This is a genomic window from Thermohalobaculum sediminis (assembly GCF_023487995.1).
Classification (GTDB): domain Bacteria; phylum Pseudomonadota; class Alphaproteobacteria; order Rhodobacterales; family Rhodobacteraceae; genus Thermohalobaculum; species Thermohalobaculum sediminis.
In genome coordinates, this window is the sequence record NZ_JAMFKN010000007.1 from 206,047 (window position 1) to 227,125 (window position 21,079).

Below are 21,079 nucleotides of genomic sequence, written 5' to 3' on the forward strand. Positions count from 1 at the left end.
CACGAAGTGTTGACCCCCGCCGGCCATCGCCTCGGGGCAGGCTCGGCCGCATGTGGAAGCTCGTCGATCTGATGGCCGATCAGGCGTTCCGGCACCGCCTCGGGAGAAATTTCGAGGCGTTCGTCGGCGAGGCATTCCAGGTGGTGCGCTGGGCACTCATCGTCGGATTTGCCCAGCTCCTTGCGACACGCTTTCCCGGCCTTGGCTTCCGGGCGCTGCATCTGGCCCTCGCGGCGCTGCTGTTCGGCTATCTCGCGTCGCGTTTCCTGCTGCGCCCGGAGATCCGATTCTTTCCCGACGACGCACCGCGCTGGCAGCGGCTGCTGCAGAGCATCGGCAATTTGCTGATCTGCATCGTGGCCTTCGCGCTGGTGCTGTGGGGCATCGGCGCCATCGTGGACGGGCTGGCGGACTATCGCGGTCCGGAGTGACGGCAGGAATGCCTGCCGGCCACGTCGAGGGCCTCCCGCAGGCCGAGCGGCAGGCGCGGCACTCAGGCCGCCTTCGGCACGCCGCCCCGCAACACCTCGGCGAACCAGGAGGTGTCGATGTTGCCACCGCACAGGATGACGCCGGCGCGCTTGCCCTTCATCCTCTCGCGCTCCTGCATCAGCGCAGCCAGCGCCGCGGCCCCTGCCCCTTCGGCGACGTTGTGGGTGTCGGCGAAGTAGACGCGGATCGCCTCGGCGACCTCCGTATCGGTCACGCGGACGACGCGGGCCGCGCCATTCGCGATGATCCCCAGCGGCCCGGCCCATGGCGCACGGCAGGCCATGCCGTCGGCGAAGGTCACGCAGGTCGGGGTCTCGACGATCTCGCCCGCCTCGAAGCTCAGCGCATAGGCGTCGGCATGGGCTGAGACGACGCCGACGATCTCGGTCCTCAGCCCGAGGAGATCGCGGGCCGTGATCAGTCCGCAGATGCCCGAGCCCATGCCGATCGGCACATAGACCGCGTCGAGCTCGGCCACCGCGCGGAACAGTTCCAGGGCGTAGGTCGCCACCCCCTTCACCAGAGCGGGATCGAAGGGCGGGATCAGGTGCAGCCCCTCCGCCTCGGCCACGCGCACGGCCTCGAGCCGCGCCTCCTCGAAATCGCGGCCATGGACGTGGACGCTCGCGCCCCAGCCTTCCATCGCGCGGTTCTTCTCGACCGAATTGCCGTGCGGAACGTAGACCTTCACCGGGATGCCGTGAGCGCGGGCGGCGAAGGGGATCGACTGGCCGTGATTGCCGCGCGTGGCGGTGACGATGCCCCGGCAGCCGCCCCGGCGCGCGAGGTCATCGAGATAGACCAGCCCGCCGCGCGCCTTGAAGGCGCCCGTGGGCGTGTGGTTCTCGTGCTTGACCCAGACCTCGGCACCGATGCGTTCGGCCAGCAGAGGCCAGGCGTATTGCGGCGTGGCCGGCATGTGGCGGTGGACGAGATCGGCCGCGGCCTCGAGCTCCGCGAGGGTGAAAAGGCTCACAGCACCCTCCCCGCCACGGCGTCGAGCCGGGCCGTCAGGGCCGGATCGCGGGCCTCGGGGGCAGTCAGGATCGCGTATTCCAGCGCCCGGTCGCAGCCATGCGGGCATGGCGCGCGCGGGCCGCCCAGCGCGGGGACGGCGGCCTCGATCATCGCCTTGGCCTTGTCGACATTGGCGTGCATGGTGCGCAGGATCGCGGTGATGTCGACCTCGCCATGGTCGGGGTGCCACGAGTCGTAGTCGGTCACCATCGCGACCGTGGCGTAGCAGATCTCGGCCTCGCGGGCGAGCTTGGCCTCGGGCATGTTGGTCATGCCGATCACATGGGCCCCCCACTGCTCGCGATAGAGGCGCGATTCCGCCAGAGTCGAGAACTGCGGCCCCTCCATCGCAAGATATGTCCCGCCCACATGCAGCCCCGCGACGCCGGTGGCGGCAAGCGCCGCGCGCAGGCGCGCGCAGGTGGGCTCGGCCACCGAGACATGGGCGACGCAGCCAGTGCCGAAGAACGACTTCTCGCGCCCGAAGGTGCGGTCGATGAACTGGTCAACCAGCACGAAATCGCCCGGCGCCATCTCCTCGCGGAACGAGCCGCAGGCCGAGAAGCTGAGGATGTCGGTCACCCCCACCCGCTTCAGCGCGTCGATGTTGGCGCGATAGTTGATGCCGGTCGGCCCCACGCGGTGCCCGCGGCCGTGGCGCGGCAGGAAGGCCACGGGCACGCCCGACAGCCGCCCGCGCAGGATCTGGTCCGAGGGCGCGCCCCAGGGGCTGTCCACGCTCACCCATTCTGCGCCTTCCAGCCCGTCGATGGCGTAGAGGCCCGAGCCTCCGATGATGCCGATCATGGCCTCTGTCATGACGTCCCCCTCAGCCCGGGCGCTTCAGCGCGAATTTGTCGGTCACGGCGGTGTAGTCCATGTAGCCCATCCGCGCGACCGGGTTGTAGGTCAGCACGTCGAGGAGGCCGTCCTTCAGACACCGCTCGTCGATGTGCACGCCCACCACCTCGCCGATCACGATGATGTTGCGCCAGCCTGGCGACCACGCGGGCAGGTCGTCGAGGATGCGCACGGCGCGGCATTCCAGCACCGCAGGCGCCGCAGCGACACGGGGCGCGCGTATCACCTCGCAGGGCGCCTTCTCCAGCCCCGCGATCTCGAACTCGTCCGCGCCCGCAGGGTAGTGACCGGATGAGGCGTTCATCGCGTCCGTCAGCGCCCGGCCCACCACGTTGCAGGCGAACTCACCCGTCGCGCGGATGTTCGAGACCGAATCCTTCTGTGGCTCGCCCGGCCCCTTGGCCCCGGTCTGGGCGAACATCACCATCGGCGGGCGGTCGCCGCAGCCGTTGAAGAAGCTGTAGGGCGCGAGATTCGCAGCACCCGCCGCGTCGAGCGTCGAGATCCAGCCGATCGGACGGGGGGCGACGATCGCCTTGAACGGGTCGTGCGGCAGGCCGTGGCCGTCGGCCGGGCGGTAGAACATCGGGGGCTCCCTCTGGCAAGTCCGGGTCATGCGTGGTAGCGAGCCGGGAGCCCGCCCGCAACCCGCCGACCGACTGCCCCGCGCCACATGTTCCGCCTGCTGAGAGAACGCGAAAGCGACGCCTGGGAGGTTGAGGCGCTTTACGACCTGTGCTTCGCGCCGGGTCGCTCGGCGCTGTCGTCCTACCAGCTGCGCGAGGGCGTGGCGCCGGTGGCCGGGCTCTGCACCGTGGCGCGCGACGAATTCGACGTGGTGGTGGGGGCGATCCGCTACTGGCCGGTGCTGATCGGCGAGCGCGAGTGGCCGGCGCTGCTGCTCGGTCCCGTCGCGGTCCACCCGACGCTGCAGGGCGAGGGTCTGGGGGCCCTCCTGATCGCCGAGACGCTCGATCTCGCGAAGAAGGCGGGGTGGGAGCGGGTCGTGCTGGTCGGCGACGAGCCCTACTATCGCCGGTTCGGCTTCCGGCGCGACCTGGCCGAGGGGCTCGACTACCCGAAGCCCGTGAACTTCAACCGGCTTCTCGCGCGGGAATTGGTACCCGGCGCAATGACGGGCGTCGAAGGCATGGTCCATCGCTGGCACGACTAGCGCCTATTCAGGCGGCCGCGACCGGGTTTCACGAAATAATCGATAAAAAATTTGCGAAATTTATTTGCAACCCCGTCTCTATCCTTATATTTGCCGACGAAGGTTCGGAATAACAGGCGCAGGATCAAGGTGCGCCACGCGGCTTTCTGGAGCACCGGGATGGCCGCGGTTCGATGGATGGCAGAAGAATCGAAGGGATCGGCGGAATGACGGACGAAAGCGTGGAGCACGGCGAACTGATGGCCCTGACGGCCGAAATCGTTTCGGCGCATGTTTCGAATAATGCGGTGCCGAGCGCAGAATTGCCCGGCCTGATCGAGACGGTCTATTCGACGCTCGCAGGGCTTGGAGCGCCGCAGCAGGAGCCCGAGGTCGAACTCAAACCGGCGGTTCCGATCAAGAAATCGGTGACGGACGACTACATCGTCTGCCTCGAGGACGGCAAGAAGCTCAAGATGCTCAAGCGCCACCTCAAGACCGCCTACAACATGACGCCCGAGGAGTATCGCGCGAAGTGGGGCCTTTCGCCCGACTATCCGATGGTCGCGCCGAGCTATGCCGCCAAGCGCCAGCAGCTTGCGAAGAAGATCGGGCTGGGCCGCAAGCGCAAGGCCTGAGAACGCCGCCCGCCATTGCGGCGAAGGCAACGGCTGGGATAAGGACGGCGCGGGGGCGCGTGCTCCCGCGCCGTCGCCTTTTGTCGGACCGCCCGCCCGAGGGGAAGCACATGAGCGCGCCGAGGAAGCTCTGGATCAAGACCTACGGCTGTCAGATGAACGTCTATGACAGCGAGCGCATGTCCTCGGCGCTGGCGGCGGCGGGCTACGAGCAGGGCGCGAGCCCCGAGGATGCCGACCTCGTGATCCTCAACACTTGCCACATCCGCGAGAAGGCGGCGGAGAAGGTCTATTCCGACCTCGGACGGCTGCGGCCCCTACGCGCGGCGAAGGAGGCCGCTGGCGGGCGGATGCAGATCGCCGTGGCGGGCTGCGTCGCCCAGGCCGAAGGGGCCGAGATCCTGCGCCGCCAGCCGATGGTCGACCTCGTCGTCGGCCCGCAGGCCTATCACCGCCTGCCCGCCATGGCCGAGCGCGCGGCCCGTGGCGACGGGCCCCAGATCGACACCGACTTCCCCGAGGAAGACAAGTTCGACCACCTGCCACAGGCCCCGAAGGCGCGGCGCGCGCCGGCGGCGTTCCTGACGGTGCAGGAAGGCTGCGACAAGTTCTGCGCCTTCTGCGTCGTGCCCTACACCCGTGGCGCCGAGGTCTCGCGTCCCGCCGCGCGGATCCTCTCGGAAGCCCGCGAGCTGGTTGACCGCGGCGTCGTCGAGATCACCCTGCTGGGCCAGAACGTGAATGCCTGGCATGGCGAGGGGCCGGGCGGACGCGCCTGGGGTCTGGGCGACCTCGTTCGCGCGCTCGCCGAGATCGAGGGGCTCGCGCGCATCCGCTACACCACCTCGCATCCGAACGATATGGATGACGGCCTGATCGCCGCCCATGCCGAGGTGCCGAAGCTCATGCCCTACCTGCATCTTCCGGTGCAGGCGGGGTCGGACCGGATCCTGAAGGCGATGAACCGCCGCCACACCGCGGCCGACTACCTGCGCCTTGTTGCCCGCATCCGCGCCGCGCGGCCCGACATCGCGCTTTCGGGCGACTTCATCGTGGGCTTTCCCGGCGAGACCGAGGCCGATTTCGAGGCGACGCTGACGCTGGTGCGCGAGGTCGGCTATGCGAGCGCCTTCTCGTTCAAGTATTCGGCCCGCCCGGGCACCCCGGCAGCGGATGCCGCCTCGCAGGTGCCCGAGCCGGTGAAGGCCGAGCGCCTCGCGCGGCTCCAGTCCCTGCTCGGCGAGCAACAGGCGGCCTTCCAGGCGGGCTGCGTCGGGCGCGAGATGCCGGTGCTGATCGAGAAGCCGGGCCGGCACGCGGGCCAGATGGTCGGCCGCTCGCCCTGGCTCCAGGCGGTGCATCTCGCGGCGGATGCGGGGCTGCTCGGCCGGATCGTGCCCGTAGCCATCGAGGGCGTGGGCACCAACTCGCTGGCGGGGCGGCTGGTCGCCTGAGCCGTGGTTCTCGCCCGCCTGCGCGGGACCGGCCCGAAATCCGCTCGTCCCAAGGTTGACCCTGCGCTACCCCACATTATCTGAGGGATCTGATCGGACAACAGCTCGGAGGGGGAAATGATCGCGCGTCTTGCCACCATGTCGAACGAGACACGCGCGGGGATCCTGCTCGCGCTTGCCGCGCTCGCGGGCGTGCTGTCCGAGAACATCGGCGCGCTGAAACCCACCTACGACCTGATCCTGACCACCTACATCACGCTCAGCGTGGGGGGCGCCGCGATCTCGAAGCCGATCCTGCTCTGGATCAACGACGCGCTGATGGCGGTGTTCTTCTTCCTCGTCGCGCTCGAGATCAAGAAGGAGATCGCCGAGGGCTCGCTCTCGGAATGGCGCAAGGCGGCGCTGCCAGTCTATGGCGCCATCGGCGGCATGGCGGTGCCGGCGCTGGTGTTCATCGGCATTGTCGGGATCGACTCGGCCGAGGCCGTGGGATGGGCCATCCCGGCGGCGACCGACATTGCCTTCGCGCTTGGCGTGCTCTCGCTGTTCGGCAACCGGGTGCCGCCGGCGCTCAAGGCGTTCCTGCTGGCGCTCGCGGTGGTGGACGACCTCGCGGCGATCGTGATCATCGCGCTGTTCTACACGTCGAGCCTGTCGATCGAGGCGCTCGCGCTCGGGGCCATCGGTCTCGCGGTGCTGGCGGGCATGAACGTCGGCGGCGTCAAACGCAAGGCGCCCTTCATCCTGGTCGGTATCTTCCTTTGGGTCTGCGTGCTCAAGTCGGGCGTGCACGCGACGCTCGCGGGCGTGGCGCTTGGGTTCGCGATTCCGATCGGCAAGGACCACGAGGGGCGCTCGCCGCTCAAAACGCTCGAGCACGGGCTGCACCCCTATGTCGCCTATTTCGTGATGCCCATCTTTGCCTTCGCGAATGCCGGCGTGCCGCTGGGCGGGCTCACGTTCGCCGACCTCACGGCTCCGCTCACGCTCGCGATCGCGCTCGGCCTCTTTGTCGGCAAGCAGGTGGGCGTGTTCGGCTGTGCCTGGGGCGCGATCAGGCTGGGTCTGGCCGAGCCGCCCAAGGGCGCGACGCTCATGCAGCTCTATGCGGTTGCGCTGATCGCGGGCATCGGCTTCACCATGAGCCTCTTCATCGGGACGCTGGCCTTCTCGGACCCCGAGCACCAGAACGCGGTTCGGCTGGGCGTGCTGGCGGGTTCGCTCCTCTCGGGCCTGACCGGCTCGATCGTCCTCGCGCGCGCCACGTCGAACGGCGCCGCGCAGGCCGGAATCGGGCAGCGCGTCCCCGCCGAGTGACCCCGGCCCTCGGCGCCCGCCCTTGACAGGCGGGCGCGCAGGCAGCAACTGTGGTATACCACGTGCCACACCCTGCTGCCGGGAGGAACCGGGAATGCTGATCCGCGCCGAGGCGTCCTGCCTCGTGGTCATCGACATGCAGGAACGGCTGGTGCCCGCGATGCAGGCGCCGGCCCGCACAATCCGCAACGCCCGCACGCTGATGACGGCGGCGCACGAACTGGGGGTGCCCGTCCTGCTGACCGAGCAGTATCCCAAGGGCCTTGGCCACACCGTGCCTGAACTGGCCAGGGTCGCGCAGGCCACCGGCGCGCGGGTTCTGCCGAAGATGCATTTCTCCTGCATGGAGGACCGGGGCTTCGCGGCCGCGTTCCGTGCCACGGGTCGCAAGCAGGCGGTGATCGCCGGAATGGAGGCGCATATCTGCGTCATGCAGACCGCGGCCGAGATGATGGAGCAGGGCGTCGACGTGTTCGTCGTGACCGACGCCACCTCGTCGCGCACGCCCGAGTCCGAGAAGGCCTGCCTCGACCGCCTGCAGGCCAGCGGCGCGGGGATCGTGACGACCGAGATGGTGGTGTTCGAATGGCTGGGTCGCGCCGGGACCGATGCGTTCCGGGCACTCCTGCCGCTCATCAAGTAGCGCCGCGCCGCGCCCGCGGATTTCCGCTTGCAGACCGGTGCGGCCTGCTCCACGATTTGTGTGCAGACGACGCAAGGGAGACATCATCTCGTGGTCAGCTCGCCCCTCAGGGACACCCGCACGGCCGAGACCATGGACGACGAGACGATCCTAGAATTTCCCGACAACCGCCTCCTCATCGACCTCTGCGGCCCCTTCGACCGCAACCTCGCGGCCTTCGAGCAGGGCTTCGACGTGGTCATCATGCGCCGCGGCAACCGGCTGGTGCTGCACGGGACGGATGCCGCGCGCCACGACGCGGGCGCGGCGCTCGAGGCGCTCTACGACCGGCTCGAGCAGGGCCGCCCGGCCGAGAAGGGCGATGTCGACGCGCTGATCCGCATGGGCGCCCACGGCGCGAACCCCGCGCCGGTCCGCGGCATGACCGAGGACCCGCCCGCCACCGCGCGCCAGCTCGACATGTTCCCGGGCGGGCGGATCGAGATCCGCACCCGGCGCAAGGTGATCGAGCCGCGCTCGGCCGTGCAGCGCGGCTATGTGACCGAGCTGTTCAAGCGCGAGCTGGTGTTCGGCATCGGACCCGCGGGCACCGGCAAGACCTATCTCGCGGTGGCAGCGGCCGTGTCGATGTTCATCGAGGGGCAGGTCGAGAAGATCATCCTCTCGCGCCCCGCGGTCGAGGCGGGCGAGCGGCTCGGCTTCCTGCCGGGCACCGAGAAGGAGAAGATGGACCCCTACATGCGCCCGCTCTACGACGCGCTGGGCGACATGCTGCCGGGCAAGCAGCTGCCCAAGCTGATGGAGGAGGGCAAGGTCGAGATCGCGCCGCTGGCGTTCATGCGGGGGCGCACGCTCGCCAACGCCTTCGTCGTTCTGGACGAGGCGCAGAACACCACGACCATGCAGATGAAGATGTTCCTCACCCGCATGGGCGAGGGCAGCCGCATGGCGATCACCGGCGATCCCACCCAGATCGACCTGCCGCGCGGCGTCCCATCGGGCCTCGTCGAGGCGCTGCGGGTGCTGGAAGGGGTCGAGGGCATAGGCTTCGTGCGCTTCACCTCGGCCGACGTGATCCGCCACCCGATGGTGGCGAAGGTGGTCGACGCCTATGACCGCGCGGGACTGGGCGGGGCATGACCGCGGGCGACGACCCGCAAGGGGGAAGGCTGGTCGATCTCGTCGTCGAGGAGCCCGGCTGGCTCGAGGCGCTACCTGACTTCGCCGAGGTCGCCGAGCGCGCGGCGCGCATGGCGCTCGAGGGCGCGGACGTTCCCCCCGAGGGCTACGAGATCGCGATCCTCGCCTGCGACGACGCCCGCATCGCCGCGCTCAACGCCGATTTCCGCGGCAAGCCCATGCCCACGAACGTGCTGTCCTGGCCCGCCTTCGATCTGTCGCCCGCGCGCCCGGGCGACGCCCCGATGCCGCCCCCGCCGGGAGAGTCCGGGGTGCCGGTGCCGCTGGGAGATGTGGCGATCGCGCTTCAGACCATGCGCCGCGAGGCCGAAAGCGCGTCAATCCCCTTGAAAGATCATGCGATCCACCTGATCTTGCATGGGTGCCTGCATCTTCTGGGTCACGACCACGAGTCGGACGAGGATGCAGCCTTGATGGAGGGGATCGAACGGCGCGCGCTTCTCGCCGCCGGAATTGCGGACCCCTATAGCGAAGGAGACGCGGCAGAGCCGCCTGAAAACTGAGCGATGGACGCAGGCTCGAGTCCCGGGCCCTCGGACGAGGGCCGCACCGTGGAAGACACAGAACCCTACCGAACGAGGCCCGAGTCCGGGCCGGAACCCTTCGTGAGCCGCCTGTTGCGGCGCGCCGCCGACGCGCTGTCGCCCGCCCTCCACGAGGACGGCGAGATCGTGACCGCTGCCGGCATCGGCGCGGCGATGGCCGCCCTGTCGGACGCCGAGCGGGCGATGATCGCCAACATCCTGCGCCTGCGCGACCTGCGCGTCGTCGATGTCATGACGCCGCGCGCCGACATCGTGGCGGTGGGGGTCGACAGCACGCTCGACACCGTGACGGCCGCCTTCAAGGAAGGGTCCCTGTCGCGCCTGCCGGTGTTCCGCGAGACGCTGGACGACCCGATCGGGTTCGTCCACCTCAAGGATCTCGCCATCGCCTACGGCCTTGGCCGCGCCGCGAGCGACGAGCACTTCGACCTGCGCAAGCACATCCGCACGGCACTGTTCGTCCCGCCCTCGATGCGGATCGCGGCGCTCATGCAGAAGATGCAGGGCTCGCGCATCCACATGGCGCTGGTGATCGACGAGTTTGGCGGCGTCGACGGCCTCGTGACCATCGAGGACCTGGTGGAACAGATCGTCGGCGACATCGAGGACGAGCACGACGAGGAGGAGATCGCCCACTGGCGCGAGGAGAGCCCGGGCGTCTATCTCATCGACGCCCGCGCCGACATCGCCGAGTTCGAGGAGGCCGAGGGTGTCACCCTGCGCCTGCCCGACTGGGAGGAGGACGTGGACACGCTGGGCGGCCTCGTCTTCATGCTGACGGGCCGCGTGCCCGCCCGCGCCGAGGTGATCGCGCACCCCGCCGGCCACGAATTCCAGATCGTCGATGCCGACCCGCGGCGGATCAAGCGGCTGCGCCTGATCGTGCAGGGCGCGAGCCAGGCAAGCCCCGCCGCGCGCAAGGCCGCCGAGTGACCGCGGCGCGCAGGACCCCGGGCGCACGCTGGAGCCGTGCCGTGCCATGCGGCGTCGCCGTCCGGCCATCGTCCTGAGCAGACCCCCACGCGGACGCCAGCACCGGGGACGCCGATCGGATGCGCGACACCATGCCCGAGACTGCCACGATGACGCTCGCCGGACGCCTCGCCGCCGGGGTGACGGGGCTCGCCGGGTGGCGGAGGCTTCTGGCGGCCTTCGTCGCGGGCATGGCGCTGACAGCCGGGCAGGCGCCGGTCTCGGTGCCCGCGCTCTGGTTCCTCGCCATGCCCGTGCTGGTCTGGCTGGTCGACGGCACCGCGCGGCCGATCCAGGCGGCGGCGGTGGGCTGGGCGGCGGGCTTCGGGATGTTCCTCACCGGGCTCTTCTGGATCGGACACGCCTTCATGGTCGATGCCGAGCAGTTCGCCTGGATGATGCCCTTCGCGGTGACGCTGCTGCCGGCGGGGCTGGGGCTGTTCTGGGCCGGGGCGTTCTGGCTCGCCCGGCGCGGCTGGAAGCCAGGCAGCCTGTGGCGCGTGGCGCTGATCGCCGCGCTGATCACGCTGGTGGAATACGCCCGCAGCCATGTGCTGACGGGCCTGCCCTGGGGGCTCGCCGCCTATGTCTGGGTCGAGACGCCGGTGGCGCAGGCGGCGAGCGTGATCGGCCCGCATGGGCTGAGCCTGATAACCTACGGCGTCGCGGCGCTGCCGGTCGTCGCGATCGCGTCGCCCCGGCGCAGCCGGGGACAGGTGGCGGCGGCGCTCGCGGTCGCCGTGGTCCCCGCGCTCTGGGCCTGGGGGGCGGCGCGGATGCCCGAGGCGACCGCCTACGCGCCCGACGCGCCGGTGCTGCGGGTGGTGCAACCGAACGCCACGCAGAAACTCAAGTGGAATCCGGATTACGCGGCCCTTTTCCACCGGCGGCTGCTGGACGCCACCGCCGCACCCGCCGACCCCGCGCTGGGCCCGCCCGCCGCGGTGATCTGGCCCGAGACCGCCGTGACCTTCCTACCGGCCGAGCGGCCGGACGAGCGCGCCGCCATCGCCGCGACCGCGAACGGCGCGCCGGTCATCCTGGGCGCCCTGCACCGCGAACCTGCTCCCGGGGGCTATGACTGGTCGAACGCGCTGATGACCATCCTGCCCGACGGCAGCCTCGCCGGTCGCTACGACAAGGCGCATCTGGTGCCGTTCGGCGAATACGTGCCGCTCCAGCCGGTGATCGGGCGGCTCGGCATACGCCAGCTCGCGGTGCGGGGCGGCTTCCGGCCCGGCCCCGGCCCGCGGCGGATCGATGTGGCGGGGCTGCCGGGCTTCGTGCCGCTGATCTGCTACGAGGCCATCTTCCCGCACGAGGTGATCCCCGAGGGGCCTCGCCCGGAGTGGTTCCTGCAGGTCACCAACGACGCCTGGTTCGGCAATTTCGGCGGGCCGCAGCAGCATCTCGCGCAGGCGCGCTTCCGGGCGATCGAGCAGGGACTGCCTTTCGTGCGGGCGGCCAACACCGGCATCTCGGCGATGATCGACCCGCATGGGCGCATCCTTGCCTCGCTGCCCCTGGGCACCCACGGCGCGTTCGACGCCCGCCTGCCCGCGCCGCTCGCGCCCACCATCTATGCCGCGACGGGCGATGCACCCGCGCTGGGCGTGGTGCTGTTCGTACTGTTCGCCGCCCGGCTGCGCCGCCGCCCGCGCGACCCCTTGCCGGTTGACCCGCGCGCCGCGTCATGCAATGGCGTCAGGCCGGATCGGGCGGACCCGGTCGCGAGGTACGGAGGCGGAGCAGGGCATGGCGCGCAAGGACTATCTCTTCACCTCGGAGTCGGTCTCCGAAGGGCATCCCGACAAGGTCTGCGACCAGATCTCGGACGGCATCGTGGACATGATCCTCGCGCGCGAGCCCGAGGCGCGCGTCGCGATCGAGACCGCCGCCACCACCAACCGGGTGGTGCTGATGGGCGAGATCAAGGTGAGCCCCGAGAACGCCGTCGCCCCGAGGGACATGATCGACTCGGCGCGCGAGACGATCCGCAAGATCGGCTACATGCAGAAGGGCTTCCACTTCAAGACGGCCGAGATCGACTGCTATGTGCACGAGCAGTCGGCCGACATCGCGCAGGGCGTCGATGCCTCTGACAACAAGGACGAGGGCGCCGGCGACCAGGGCATCATGTTCGGCTATGCGACCGACGAGACGCCGGAGCTGATGCCCGCGCCGATCCTCTATTCGCACCGCATCCTGCGCCTGATGGCCGAGGCGCGCCATGCCGACCCCTCGACCCTGTTCGGCCCGGACGCGAAAAGCCAGCTCACGCTGGAATACCGCGACGGCCGACCGGTGCGCGCCCACACCGTGGTGGTCTCGAGCCAGCATCTGGAGCGCGACGCAGCGGGGCGCGAGGTGACCTCGGCCTACATGCGCGAGTTGGTCGAGCCTTTCGTGCGAAAGGCGCTGCCGGACGGCTTCATCGACGCCAAGACCGTCTGGCACGTGAACCCAACCGGCCGCTTCGTGATCGGCGGGCCTGATGGCGATGCGGGGCTGACGGGGCGCAAGATCATCGTCGACACCTATGGCGGCGCGGCGCCGCATGGCGGCGGCGCCTTCTCGGGCAAGGACCCGACCAAGGTGGACCGCTCGGCCGCCTACGCCGCGCGCTACATAGCCAAGAACGTGGTGGCGGCGGGGCTCGCCTCGAAATGCACCATCCAGCTGGCCTACGCCATCGGCGTGGCCGAGCCGCTCGCTCTCTATGTCGACGGCCATGGGACCGAGACCGAGGACGCCGCCAAGATCGAGGCGGCGATCCGCGAGGTGATGAGCCTGACGCCACGCGGCATCCGCACGCGACTGGGGCTGAACCGCCCGATCTACCAGCGCACCGCCGCCTACGGCCATTTCGGCCGCGAGCCCGAGGGCGATGGCGGCTTCTCGTGGGAGAAGCTCGACCTCGCGCCCGCGCTGAGGGGCGTCATCTGACCGGGCGCCCGGTCGGCCACGATCCGGCGCCCGGGGGCAACCCCGGGCGCCTTCGCTTTCGGGGACCGTGATGAGCGAGAAGCGCGACATGCCCACCCGCGAGGACGGCGCGCCCTGGCGCAACTTCTACGGCCGCCGGCACGGCAAGACGCTGCGCAAGGGTCAGCGCGAGCTGATCGACACCCGCTTGGCCACGCTGGCGCCCCCGGACGTGTCGTGGGAGGAGAACCCCGAGCGGCACCCCATCGACCTCGCCCGGCTGTTCCCCGGCGCGCGCGAGGCGTGGCTCGAGATCGGCTTCGGCGGCGGCGAGCACATGATCGCGCAGGCGGTCGCCAACCCCGATGTCGGCATCATCGGCTGCGAGCCCTTCATCAACGGCGTCGCCATGCTGCTCGCGGCCATCAAGCGGGCGGGGGTGGAAAACCTTCGCGTGCTGGCGGGGGACGCGCGGGACCTGATGGACGTGCTGCCCTCGGGCTCGGTCGGCCGCGCCTTCCTCAACTACCCCGATCCCTGGCCGAAGCGGCGCCATCACGACCGGCGCTTCGTCAACCCGCCGCAGATCGACCAGCTTGCCCGAGTGCTGAGGCCGGGCGCCGAGTTCCGGGTGGCGACCGATGTGCCCGACTACGTGCGCCACGCCCTGCGGGTGATGGCGGGAGATGCCCGCTTCGAGCGGGTCCGGGTCGCGGAGATCGCCGTGCCCTGGGACGACTGGCCCGGCACGCGCTACGAGGCCAAGGCGCTGCGCGAGGGGCGGCGGCCGCATTACCTGACCTTCCGCAGGCTCTGAGCGCCATCCCTCGAAGCCGTCCGGCGGCGCGCTAGATCACCCGCAGGCCGGAGCACTCCGAGGGTGAGACATGATGAGCCGGATGGTGGCGCGGCTGGCCGCGATGGCGGCGGGGGTGATGCTGGCGGGGTGCTCCGTGGTGGGAGGAAAGGCGGCCGAGGAACCCCCGTTCACGCTGGTGTCGGCCGAGGATGGCATCGAGATCCGCGACTATCCCGCGCTGACCGTCGCACGCACCGTGGTCGGGGACACCGAGCGCGGCCCCGCCGTGCGTCGCGGCTTCGGGCGGCTGTTCGACTATATCGGCGGCGCGAATGACGATGGTCAGGACATCACGATGACCGCGCCCGTGATCACCGGAACGGCCGAACGGGGCCGCGAGATCGCCATGACCGCGCCGGTCGTGACCGGCGCCGCCGAAGGCGGGTGGGAGACGGTCTTCGTGCTGCCCGAAAGCATGACCCCCGAGACCGCGCCGCGGCCGACCGACCCCACGGTCGCGATCGCGCTGATCCCTGCCCGGCGGGTGGCCGTGGCGCGCTTCGCGGGCGTCCTCGACGCCGAGTCGATCGAACGCGAGCGCGCCCGCCTTGCCGCGTGGCTGGCGGAACGGGGCATGGCACATGAGGGCGACTGGCAGGCGGCGGGCTACAACCCGCCCTGGACCATCCCGGCATTGCGGCGCAACGAGATCATGGTGACGCTGAAGGGCGGCACAGGCTGACCCCGCGCCGCCCCTCCCCGCGTCACTGGAGCGCTGCGACCTTCGAGGCAGCGAGGCCCTGCGTCTCGCTCGCGGCAAGGGAGTTGGCGGGGCGCATCGGCGGCAGCGGCGTGTAGCCGTCCTGCTGCAGCACCGCCACGAGGTTTCCGTGCACGCCCGAGCGCTGCGCGACGAGGCGCCCCTGCTCGATGCGGTAGCGCACCGACTCGGTGCCGTAGCGCACGATCAGATTGCCGTCCTTGTCGATCCGGCCGATGCGCTGGAAGGCGGTGGCCGGCTGGCCCCAGGGCTCGTAGGGCGCGTGCATGTCGACCATGCGCACCTCGCCGTCCTTCCTGACCTCGGTGATCAACAGGTCATGGCACCATTCGCCGTTCCAGGCGCCCTGCTTCCACTGGCCGAGGAAACGGGCATGTTCCGGCGCGACCCCAGCCTCGGGCGGGACGATCGGGTGCTTGTCGAACAGCACGACCGTGTAGCAGTCGGGCCGGATCGTGATCTCGGGTGCCGCCGTCTGGGCGACTTCCTTCGGCTTCCCGGCGCAGCCGAGGAGCGCAAGGCCCGCCGCCACCATCAATGCATGCCTCAGCATGAGAATGCCCTCGCTCTTCCCCAACGGATAGATCCGCACTTTATGTTTTGCGCGCAAGTCTACTCTACCGTAACCGATTTGGCGAGGTTTCTCGGCTGGTCCACGTCGGTCCCCTTGGCGAGCGCCGCGTGGTAGGCGAGAAGCTGGGCGGGCACGGCGTAGAGCACCGGGGCGAGCCATGCCGCGCAGTCCGGCATGCGAATGGTGCGCCAGACGCCGTCGCCCGCGGCCGCGATCCCGGCGGCGTCGCTCACCAGCACGACGCGCCCGCCGCGGGCCATCACCTCCTGCATGTTCGAGACGGTTTTCTCGAACAGCGCGTCGCGCGGCGCCATGACGATGACGGGCACGCTGTCGTCCACCAGCGCGATGGGTCCGTGCTTGAGCTCTCCGCTGGCATGGCCCTCGGCGTGGATGTAGCTGATCTCCTTGAGCTTGAGGGCGCCCTCGAGCGCGATCGGGAACATCGGGCCGCGGCCCAGATAGAGCGCGTCCTGCGCCAGAGCGATGTCCTGCGCGATCGCGGCGATGCGCGGCTCGTCCTCGAGCGCGGTGGCGAGGAGGCGGGGCAGTTCCACATACTCGGCGACCAGCCGGGCCTCGGCGCCCGCGTCGATCCGCCCGCGCAGCCGGGCCGCCAGGATCGCCGCGGCCGCGAGCGTCCCGAGCTGGCAGGTAAAGGCCTTGGTCGAGGCGACGCCGATCTCGGGTCCCGCAAGGATCGGCAGCACGATCCCCGCCTCGCGCGCGATCGAGCTTTCAACGACGTTCACCACCGCCGCGGTCGCAGCCACGCGTCCGACGACGTGCCTCAGCGCCGCCAGCGTGTCGGCGGTCTCGCCCGACTGGCTGATGAAGATCGCGCCCTCCTCGCCCGAGAGCGGGTGGTCGCGGTAGCGGAACTCCGAGGCGATGTCGAGCTCGACCGGCAGGCCCGCCATCGCCTCGAACCAGTATTTCGCGACATGCCCGGCATAGGAGGCCGTGCCGCAGCCGATCAGCAGGAGCCGCGACAGCCGCGCCCAGGGCAGCGCGTCGGCGGGCGAGGCGATGCGCGTGCGGTCGGCCGCCACGTTGCGCGCGACCACGAGGCCGAGCGCGCCGGGCTGCTCGTGGATCTCCTTGGCCATGAAGTGCTTGTGCCCGGCCTTCTCGACCATCGACTGCTCGATCGAGACATGCCGCCGGGCGCGCTCAACCGGCCGGCCCTGCGCGTCGAAGATCCGCGCGCCCGAGCGGTGCAGGATCGCCCGGTCGCCCTCGTCCAGATAGGTGATCTCGGCCGTCATGGGCGAGAGCGCGAGCGCGTCCGAGCCCACGAACATCTCGTCCTCGCCCCAGCCGATCGCGAGCGGCGAGCCGTGGCGCGCGGCGATCATCAGGTCGGGCTGGTTCTCGAACAGGAAGGCGAGCGCGAAGGCGCCGCTGACGCGGTCGAGCGTGCGGCTCACCGCCTCGAAGGGCTCGGCCCCCTCGGCCATGAGCTGCGCGACCATCTGGGCCACGACCTCGGTGTCGGTCTCGGTCTCGAAGCGGCGGCCGGCCGCGGTCAGCTCGGCGCGCAGCTCGCGGAAGTTCTCGATGATGCCGTTGTGGACCACATGCACGGGGCCCGCCGCGTGGGGATGGGCGTTCGTGACCGTCGGCGCGCCATGTGTGGCCCAGCGGGTGTGGCCGATGCCAGCGCTGCCGGGCGCGGGCTCGGCCGCCACCAGCTGTCGCAGCGCCGACAGCTTGCCAACCGCGCGCCGCCTGATCGGCTTGCCGTTCGACAGCGTCGTCAGCCCCGCGCTGTCATAGCCGCGATATTCCAGCCGCTTGAGCGCGTCGAGGATGCGGGGAGCGGCTTCGAGCTGCCCCAGGATGCCGATGATGCCGCACATGGTCTCGCTGCCCCCTTACGCCCGATCGGGCTTGTCCTTGCGTGCGGCCTTGCGGGCCTTCAGCGTCTGGCGCAGGCGCCGCCCGCTGCCCTCGCGGTTCTCCTGCGGCACACGGGCGATGGCGAGCGCATCCTCGGGCACGTCGCGCGTGACCACGGTGCCGGTCGCGACATAGGCGTTCGCGCCCACGCTCACCGGCGCGATCAGCGCGGCGTTGACGCCGATGAAGGCGCCCGCGCCGATGTCCGTGCGGTGCTTGTCGAAGCCGTCATAGTTGCAGGTGATCGTGCCCGCGCCAAGGTTCGCGCCCGCGCCGACCGAGGCGTCGCCGACATAGGTCAGGTGATTTGCCTTGGCGCCGTCGCCGAGGCTTGCGTTCTTAATCTCGACGAAATTGCCGACATGGGCGCCTGCGCCGATGCGCGCGCCGGGCCTAAGCCGCGCGAAGGGGCCGACGATGGCGCCCTCCCCCACCTCGGCCCCTTCGAGATGGCAGAAGGCGCGGATCTCGGCGCCGTCAGCCACGCGCACGCCGGGGGCGAAGACGACGCTGGGGCCGATCGTGACGTCGCGGCCCAGCACCGTGTCCCAGCTGAGGAACACCGTCTCGGGCGCCGTCATGGTCGCGCCCGCCAGCATCGCCTCGTGCCGCGCGCGGGCCTGGTAGATCGCCTCGGCGCGGGCAAGCTCGACCCGGTCGTTGACGCCCATGGTCTCGACCTCGTCGCAAAGGACGGCGCGGCAGGCGAGCCCCTCGGCCCGCGCCAGCCCCACCACGTCGGTCAGGTAGTATTCGCCCTGCGCGTTGTCGCAATCCACGCGGTCGAGCAGCCGCAACAGCGTCGCTGCGTCCGCCGCCATCACGCCGGAATTGCAGCTGCGGATGGCGAGCTCGTCCTCGGTCGCGTCCTTCGCCTCGACGATGCGGTCGAGCATGCCGTCGCCGCCGAGCACCAGTCGGCCATAGCGCCCGGGCTCGGCCGCCTCGAAGCCCAGCACCGCCACCGCCGCGCCGGCGCGCGCGGCGACGAGGCGGGCGAGCGTTCCGGGCGCGATGAAGGGCGTGTCGCCGTAGAGGATCACCACGTCGCCCGCGAAGCCCTCGAGCATCGCGCGCGCGGCCAGCACGGCGTGCGCTGTGCCCTTCTGCTGGGCTTGCAGGCAGATCCGCGCGCCGGGCAGCGCCGCCTCGGCCACCGCACCCACCGCCTCGGCGCCATGGCCGACCACCACGGCGGCCCGCGCGGGCGCCAGCGTCGCGGCGGCGGCCAGCGCATGGCCAAGCATCGGACGCCCGGCGATGGGGTGGAGCACCTTGGGCAGCGCCGAGCGCATCCGCGTGCCCTTGCCCGCGGCAAGCACGACGACGGCTATGGGGCGGGCGGTGGGGCTGGACGCTGACATTCGCGTTCTATATCCCGAGCGCGTGCCGCCCGCAAAGTGGCGCGCGGATCAGAAACTGTTTCCGTTCATTGCCGGGACCCGGCGGGGCGGGGCGGAGGGGACGGATGCGAGGCGCGATCTTCGATCTCGACGGGACGCTGGCGGACACGGCCGAGGATCTGCTCAACGCCGCCAACGCGGCGCTCGCGCCACGCGGCCTGCCGCTGCTCACGATGGCCGAGGACCGGGTGTTCGCGGGCCGCGGCGGGCGCTCGATGATCCGCCGCGCGCTGTCGCGCGACGGCCGCGACCCGGACGCGCCCGAGTCGGTCGCACTTACGGATGCGCTCTATCTCGACTTGCTCGATGCCTATACCGGCGCGGTTGCGGTGCATTCGCGCCTCTATGACGGGGTTGGCGCCTGCCTCGACCGGCTGGACGCGCAGGGCTGGCGGCTGGGCGTCTGCACCAACAAGCCCGAGCGGCTGGCGCTGATGCTGCTCGAGCGGCTGGGCGTGCTGGACCGCTTCGGGGCCGTTCTGGGCGCCGACAGCCTCAGCGTGCGCAAGCCCGACCCCGAGCATTTCCGCGAGACGGCGCGCCGCATAGGCGCGAACCCCTCCCGCTCGGTCATGCTGGGCGATACCGTCACCGACCGCGAAACCGCGCGCGCCGCCGGCGTGCCCTGCGTGCTGGTGAGCTTCGGCTTCGCCGCCGAGCCGCTGGATCAGCTCGCCCCCGAAGCGGTGGCCGCGCATTTCGACGAGATCGCGGGCCTGCTGGAGCGCCTGCAGCCCGCGCGGGCCGAATCCGCTTGACGAAGGCGCCCCCGCGCGCCTATGTGTCCGCCGCACGGGCGGTTAGCTCAGTTGGTAGAGCACAGTGTTCACATCGCTGGGGTCACTGGTTCGAGCCCAGTACCGCCCACCATATCCTTTAAATGCAATGCCTTGCGGCTGCAGTTCTCGGGTGAGACATGCAGGTGAGACATTGCTATGGGGATTCCCGCCTACCTGACTCTCTCGCGACATGGCGTCTACTATATCCGATGGCCGATCCCCGAGGCGCTGCATCCGTACGGCAAAGTCTCGGATATCAAGGTCTCGCTTCGCACGAGAGATCGTCGTGAGGCTCTGAGCCTAGCGAGACAGCTAGCTGCCCTCGCAGACATCCTGACCTCCAGAGCGGTGGCCTCCCGAATGCGCTATGATGAAATGCGCGCCGTCATCCAGCGGCACTTCAAATCCCTTCTCGACAAGCGGACGGATCACATCGCGGCGAACGGCCGTCTCTCGGGCTACGATCTCGCGGTGCTGGAGAGCGCGCGTACGGTCGCTCAGGCGCCCTTGTCCGCTGAGCTGTGGTCCGGGCAGCGGGAAGACCGAGACGAGGCTCTACGGCGCTTACAGGCGCTCTACGGATTCTCCGTGGCCCAAGGGACGCCGGAGCACGAAATCCTGTCCGCCGAGTTCCAGCGCGGCTATCGGGCCTACATCGAAGCCGTGCTGGCGCACGATGCGTCATTCGAGAGCTTCACCTTCGATCCCGCAGCGCCCCGTGCCGAGATCGTTCAACCCGCCGCGATACCGAATGCAGGGCGAACGTCATTGAAGGACATGGCGGAGCGTTATCTCGAGGAAGGGAAGGTCGGCAATCAGTGGTCCGCAAAGACGCTGAACGAGAAGGAAGAGCACTTCGCACTGCTGTTTGAGGTGGTTGGAGCCGAGGCGGACGTACGCTCGATAACGTCGAGCGAAGCGCGTAATCTGAAGGCTGTATTGCTCCACTATCCAAAGAATAGAAATAAGAATCCCAAAACGAGAAACTTACCCCTCGACGAAGTGCTATCAGTCACTGGTGTTTCTACTATCAGTGTCAAGACGATCAATACGTACCTCGCAGCGTATAGCGCGCTCTTCAAGTGGGGTAAGTCGCATAGATATGTGGATGAAAACTTCTTTGCGGGCATGAATGTTCGAGGAAGCAGCAAGCGTAGTGGCGATGGCCGAGAAGCATTTAGTCAGGATCAGTGCATGCTGATGCTTTCAGAGCTTCTACACAACGAGCGCGGATTGATACGCAAGGACTACCAAAAGTGGGGACCGCTGATAGCGCTCTTCACTGGCGCCCGGTTAGGGGAGATCGCACAGCTCCACCTGAGCGACATTCGCAAGAAGGATGATATCTGGTGTTTCGACTTAAATGAAGCTGATGAAAAGCAGCTTAAAACGGATTCCTCAAAGCGCCTTGTGCCCGTTCATTCGAAGCTAATTGAGTATGGATTTCTCGACTATATCAGAGTGATGGAGCAAAGTAATTCCAGAAAGCTATTTCTCGACTTTCCCTACTGCCCTAAAAATGGATGGGGCCGGAGCCTTGGCAGATGTGAGTGGCCCAGATTGGTCGGTCCAAGTTGATTGTTAGTGCATGGCAGGCGCTCGGTCGATTGAAGTGATGCCCTCC

The 21,079-nt window shown here is 69.5% G+C and carries 20 protein-coding genes, 1 tRNA gene and 1 pseudogene; 16 read left to right on the forward strand and 6 right to left on the reverse strand.

The genetic code is table 11. The features are described 5' to 3' along the window. The first annotated feature begins 71 nt into the window (after window positions 1-71). Entirely contained in the window at window positions 72-431 is a 360-nt protein-coding gene (locus M1105_RS15120) for a hypothetical protein (protein WP_249581211.1), read from the forward strand. Between the two features lie 62 nt (window positions 432-493). Here the strand turns inward: M1105_RS15120 and M1105_RS15125 are convergent, their stop codons facing one another. From M1105_RS15125 to M1105_RS15135, 3 genes are read right to left on the reverse strand one after another with little or no spacing between them, the layout of a single operon-like run. Beyond that, a complete protein-coding gene (locus M1105_RS15125; protein ID WP_249581212.1) occupies window positions 494-1,468 on the reverse strand; it encodes a threonine dehydratase in 975 nt (324 codons plus the stop codon). Further along, complete coding sequence (locus M1105_RS15130; protein ID WP_249581213.1) at window positions 1,465-2,328, reverse strand: S-methyl-5'-thioadenosine phosphorylase; 864 nt, start codon at window positions 2,326-2,328, stop codon at window positions 1,465-1,467. Before M1105_RS15130 ends, M1105_RS15125 begins: the two co-directional genes overlap by 4 nt. A 10-nt stretch (window positions 2,329-2,338) precedes the next feature. After that, the gene (locus M1105_RS15135) at window positions 2,339-2,956 is read right to left on the reverse strand and encodes a flavin reductase family protein (protein ID WP_249581214.1); all 618 of its coding nucleotides are present in this window, start codon (window positions 2,954-2,956) and stop codon (window positions 2,339-2,341) included. An 87-nt stretch (window positions 2,957-3,043) separates the two neighbouring features. Here M1105_RS15135 and M1105_RS15140 point away from each other — a divergent pair, with 87 nt between their 5' ends. The 12 genes and pseudogenes from M1105_RS15140 to M1105_RS15195 all read left to right on the forward strand — a co-directional run bounded on the left by M1105_RS15140 (window position 3,044) and on the right by M1105_RS15195 (window position 14,758). After that, entirely contained in the window at window positions 3,044-3,544 is a 501-nt protein-coding gene (locus tag M1105_RS15140; RefSeq protein ID WP_249581215.1) for a GNAT family N-acetyltransferase, read from the forward strand. A 206-nt stretch (window positions 3,545-3,750) separates the two neighbouring features. Continuing rightward, entirely contained in the window at window positions 3,751-4,161 is a 411-nt protein-coding gene (locus tag M1105_RS15145) for a MucR family transcriptional regulator (RefSeq protein WP_249581216.1), read from the forward strand. A 110-nt stretch (window positions 4,162-4,271) separates the two neighbouring features. Further along, window positions 4,272-5,615: a tRNA (N6-isopentenyl adenosine(37)-C2)-methylthiotransferase MiaB gene (gene miaB / locus M1105_RS15150; protein ID WP_249581217.1), complete on the forward strand. Its 1,344-nt coding sequence runs from the start codon at window positions 4,272-4,274 to the stop codon at window positions 5,613-5,615. Window positions 5,616-5,732: 117 nt separating this feature from the next. After that, a complete protein-coding gene (nhaA, locus tag M1105_RS15155; protein WP_249581218.1) occupies window positions 5,733-6,932 on the forward strand; it encodes a Na+/H+ antiporter NhaA in 1,200 nt (399 codons plus the stop codon). A 94-nt stretch (window positions 6,933-7,026) separates the two neighbouring features. Next, complete coding sequence (locus M1105_RS15160) at window positions 7,027-7,575, forward strand: hydrolase (RefSeq protein WP_249581219.1); 549 nt, start codon at window positions 7,027-7,029, stop codon at window positions 7,573-7,575. A 132-nt stretch (window positions 7,576-7,707) separates the two neighbouring features. Continuing rightward, the gene (locus tag M1105_RS15165; RefSeq protein ID WP_249581239.1) at window positions 7,708-8,715 is read left to right on the forward strand and encodes a PhoH family protein; all 1,008 of its coding nucleotides are present in this window, start codon (window positions 7,708-7,710) and stop codon (window positions 8,713-8,715) included. Then, window positions 8,712-9,278, forward strand: a complete 567-nt coding sequence (gene ybeY / locus M1105_RS15170) for an rRNA maturation RNase YbeY (RefSeq protein WP_249581220.1) — start codon at window positions 8,712-8,714, stop codon at window positions 9,276-9,278. Before M1105_RS15165 ends, ybeY begins: the two co-directional genes overlap by 4 nt. Before the next feature lie 102 nt (window positions 9,279-9,380). Beyond that, on the forward strand, window positions 9,381-10,253 hold the full coding sequence (locus tag M1105_RS15175) for a hemolysin family protein (RefSeq protein ID WP_249581221.1): 873 nt from the start codon (window positions 9,381-9,383) through the stop codon (window positions 10,251-10,253). Between the two features lie 230 nt (window positions 10,254-10,483). After that, window positions 10,484-11,830 (forward strand): annotated as a pseudogene (lnt, locus tag M1105_RS15180) (apolipoprotein N-acyltransferase); the annotation flags it as partial. Window positions 11,831-12,047: 217 nt separating this feature from the next. After that, window positions 12,048-13,238, forward strand: coding sequence for a methionine adenosyltransferase (gene metK / locus M1105_RS15185; protein ID WP_249581222.1), 1,191 nt, complete (start codon window positions 12,048-12,050; stop codon window positions 13,236-13,238). Between the two features lie 70 nt (window positions 13,239-13,308). Then, entirely contained in the window at window positions 13,309-14,034 is a 726-nt protein-coding gene (gene trmB / locus M1105_RS15190; RefSeq protein ID WP_249581223.1) for a tRNA (guanosine(46)-N7)-methyltransferase TrmB, read from the forward strand. 70 nt (window positions 14,035-14,104) lie between these two features. Beyond that, window positions 14,105-14,758 carry an SOUL family heme-binding protein gene (locus M1105_RS15195; protein ID WP_249581224.1) on the forward strand — a complete coding sequence of 218 codons (654 nt, stop codon included), beginning with the start codon at window positions 14,105-14,107 and terminating at the stop codon, window positions 14,756-14,758. A 22-nt stretch (window positions 14,759-14,780) separates the two neighbouring features. Here the strand turns inward: M1105_RS15195 and M1105_RS15200 are convergent, their stop codons facing one another. From M1105_RS15200 to glmU, 3 genes are read right to left on the reverse strand one after another with little or no spacing between them, the layout of a single operon-like run. Further along, the gene (locus M1105_RS15200) at window positions 14,781-15,350 is read right to left on the reverse strand and encodes a hypothetical protein (protein ID WP_249581225.1); all 570 of its coding nucleotides are present in this window, start codon (window positions 15,348-15,350) and stop codon (window positions 14,781-14,783) included. Window positions 15,351-15,409: 59 nt separating this feature from the next. Next, window positions 15,410-17,233, reverse strand: a complete 1,824-nt coding sequence (glmS, locus tag M1105_RS15205; protein WP_249581226.1) for a glutamine--fructose-6-phosphate transaminase (isomerizing) — start codon at window positions 17,231-17,233, stop codon at window positions 15,410-15,412. 15 nt (window positions 17,234-17,248) lie between these two features. Further along, complete coding sequence (gene glmU, locus M1105_RS15210) at window positions 17,249-18,637, reverse strand: bifunctional UDP-N-acetylglucosamine diphosphorylase/glucosamine-1-phosphate N-acetyltransferase GlmU (protein WP_249581227.1); 1,389 nt, start codon at window positions 18,635-18,637, stop codon at window positions 17,249-17,251. Window positions 18,638-18,741: 104 nt separating this feature from the next. On the opposite strand from glmU, the gene M1105_RS15215 reads away from it, so the two are divergent. The 3 genes from M1105_RS15215 to M1105_RS15225 all read left to right on the forward strand — a co-directional run bounded on the left by M1105_RS15215 (window position 18,742) and on the right by M1105_RS15225 (window position 21,033). Continuing rightward, window positions 18,742-19,434, forward strand: coding sequence for an HAD-IA family hydrolase (locus tag M1105_RS15215; protein WP_249581228.1), 693 nt, complete (start codon window positions 18,742-18,744; stop codon window positions 19,432-19,434). Window positions 19,435-19,470: 36 nt separating this feature from the next. Next, window positions 19,471-19,546, forward strand: a tRNA-Val gene (locus tag M1105_RS15220). Between the two features lie 65 nt (window positions 19,547-19,611). Next, a complete protein-coding gene (locus M1105_RS15225; RefSeq protein WP_249581229.1) occupies window positions 19,612-21,033 on the forward strand; it encodes a DUF6538 domain-containing protein in 1,422 nt (473 codons plus the stop codon). The last annotated feature ends 46 nt before the right edge of the window (window positions 21,034-21,079 follow it).

Excerpts from the sequence above, each read along its gene's own strand:
- M1105_RS15120 (WP_249581211.1), top strand. The coding sequence starts at position 72 with ATGGCCGATCAGGCGTTCCGGCACCGCCTCGGGAGAAATTTCGAGGCG.
- M1105_RS15130 (WP_249581213.1), bottom strand. The coding sequence starts at position 2,328 with ATGACAGAGGCCATGATCGGCATCATCGGAGGCTCGGGCCTCTACGCC.
- M1105_RS15135 (WP_249581214.1), bottom strand. The coding sequence starts at position 2,956 with ATGTTCTACCGCCCGGCCGACGGCCACGGCCTGCCGCACGACCCGTTC.
- M1105_RS15140 (WP_249581215.1), top strand. The coding sequence starts at position 3,044 with ATGTTCCGCCTGCTGAGAGAACGCGAAAGCGACGCCTGGGAGGTTGAG.
- M1105_RS15145 (WP_249581216.1), top strand. The coding sequence starts at position 3,751 with ATGACGGACGAAAGCGTGGAGCACGGCGAACTGATGGCCCTGACGGCC.
- miaB (WP_249581217.1), top strand. The coding sequence starts at position 4,272 with ATGAGCGCGCCGAGGAAGCTCTGGATCAAGACCTACGGCTGTCAGATG.
- nhaA (WP_249581218.1), top strand. The coding sequence starts at position 5,733 with ATGATCGCGCGTCTTGCCACCATGTCGAACGAGACACGCGCGGGGATC.
- M1105_RS15160 (WP_249581219.1), top strand. The coding sequence starts at position 7,027 with ATGCTGATCCGCGCCGAGGCGTCCTGCCTCGTGGTCATCGACATGCAG.
- M1105_RS15165 (WP_249581239.1), top strand. The coding sequence starts at position 7,708 with ATGGACGACGAGACGATCCTAGAATTTCCCGACAACCGCCTCCTCATC.
- ybeY (WP_249581220.1), top strand. The coding sequence starts at position 8,712 with ATGACCGCGGGCGACGACCCGCAAGGGGGAAGGCTGGTCGATCTCGTC.
- metK (WP_249581222.1), top strand. The coding sequence starts at position 12,048 with ATGGCGCGCAAGGACTATCTCTTCACCTCGGAGTCGGTCTCCGAAGGG.
- trmB (WP_249581223.1), top strand. The coding sequence starts at position 13,309 with ATGAGCGAGAAGCGCGACATGCCCACCCGCGAGGACGGCGCGCCCTGG.
- M1105_RS15195 (WP_249581224.1), top strand. The coding sequence starts at position 14,105 with ATGATGAGCCGGATGGTGGCGCGGCTGGCCGCGATGGCGGCGGGGGTG.
- M1105_RS15200 (WP_249581225.1), bottom strand. The coding sequence starts at position 15,350 with ATGCTGAGGCATGCATTGATGGTGGCGGCGGGCCTTGCGCTCCTCGGC.
- glmS (WP_249581226.1), bottom strand. The coding sequence starts at position 17,233 with ATGTGCGGCATCATCGGCATCCTGGGGCAGCTCGAAGCCGCTCCCCGC.
- glmU (WP_249581227.1), bottom strand. The coding sequence starts at position 18,637 with ATGTCAGCGTCCAGCCCCACCGCCCGCCCCATAGCCGTCGTCGTGCTT.
- M1105_RS15215 (WP_249581228.1), top strand. The coding sequence starts at position 18,742 with ATGCGAGGCGCGATCTTCGATCTCGACGGGACGCTGGCGGACACGGCC.
- M1105_RS15225 (WP_249581229.1), top strand. The coding sequence starts at position 19,612 with ATGGGGATTCCCGCCTACCTGACTCTCTCGCGACATGGCGTCTACTAT.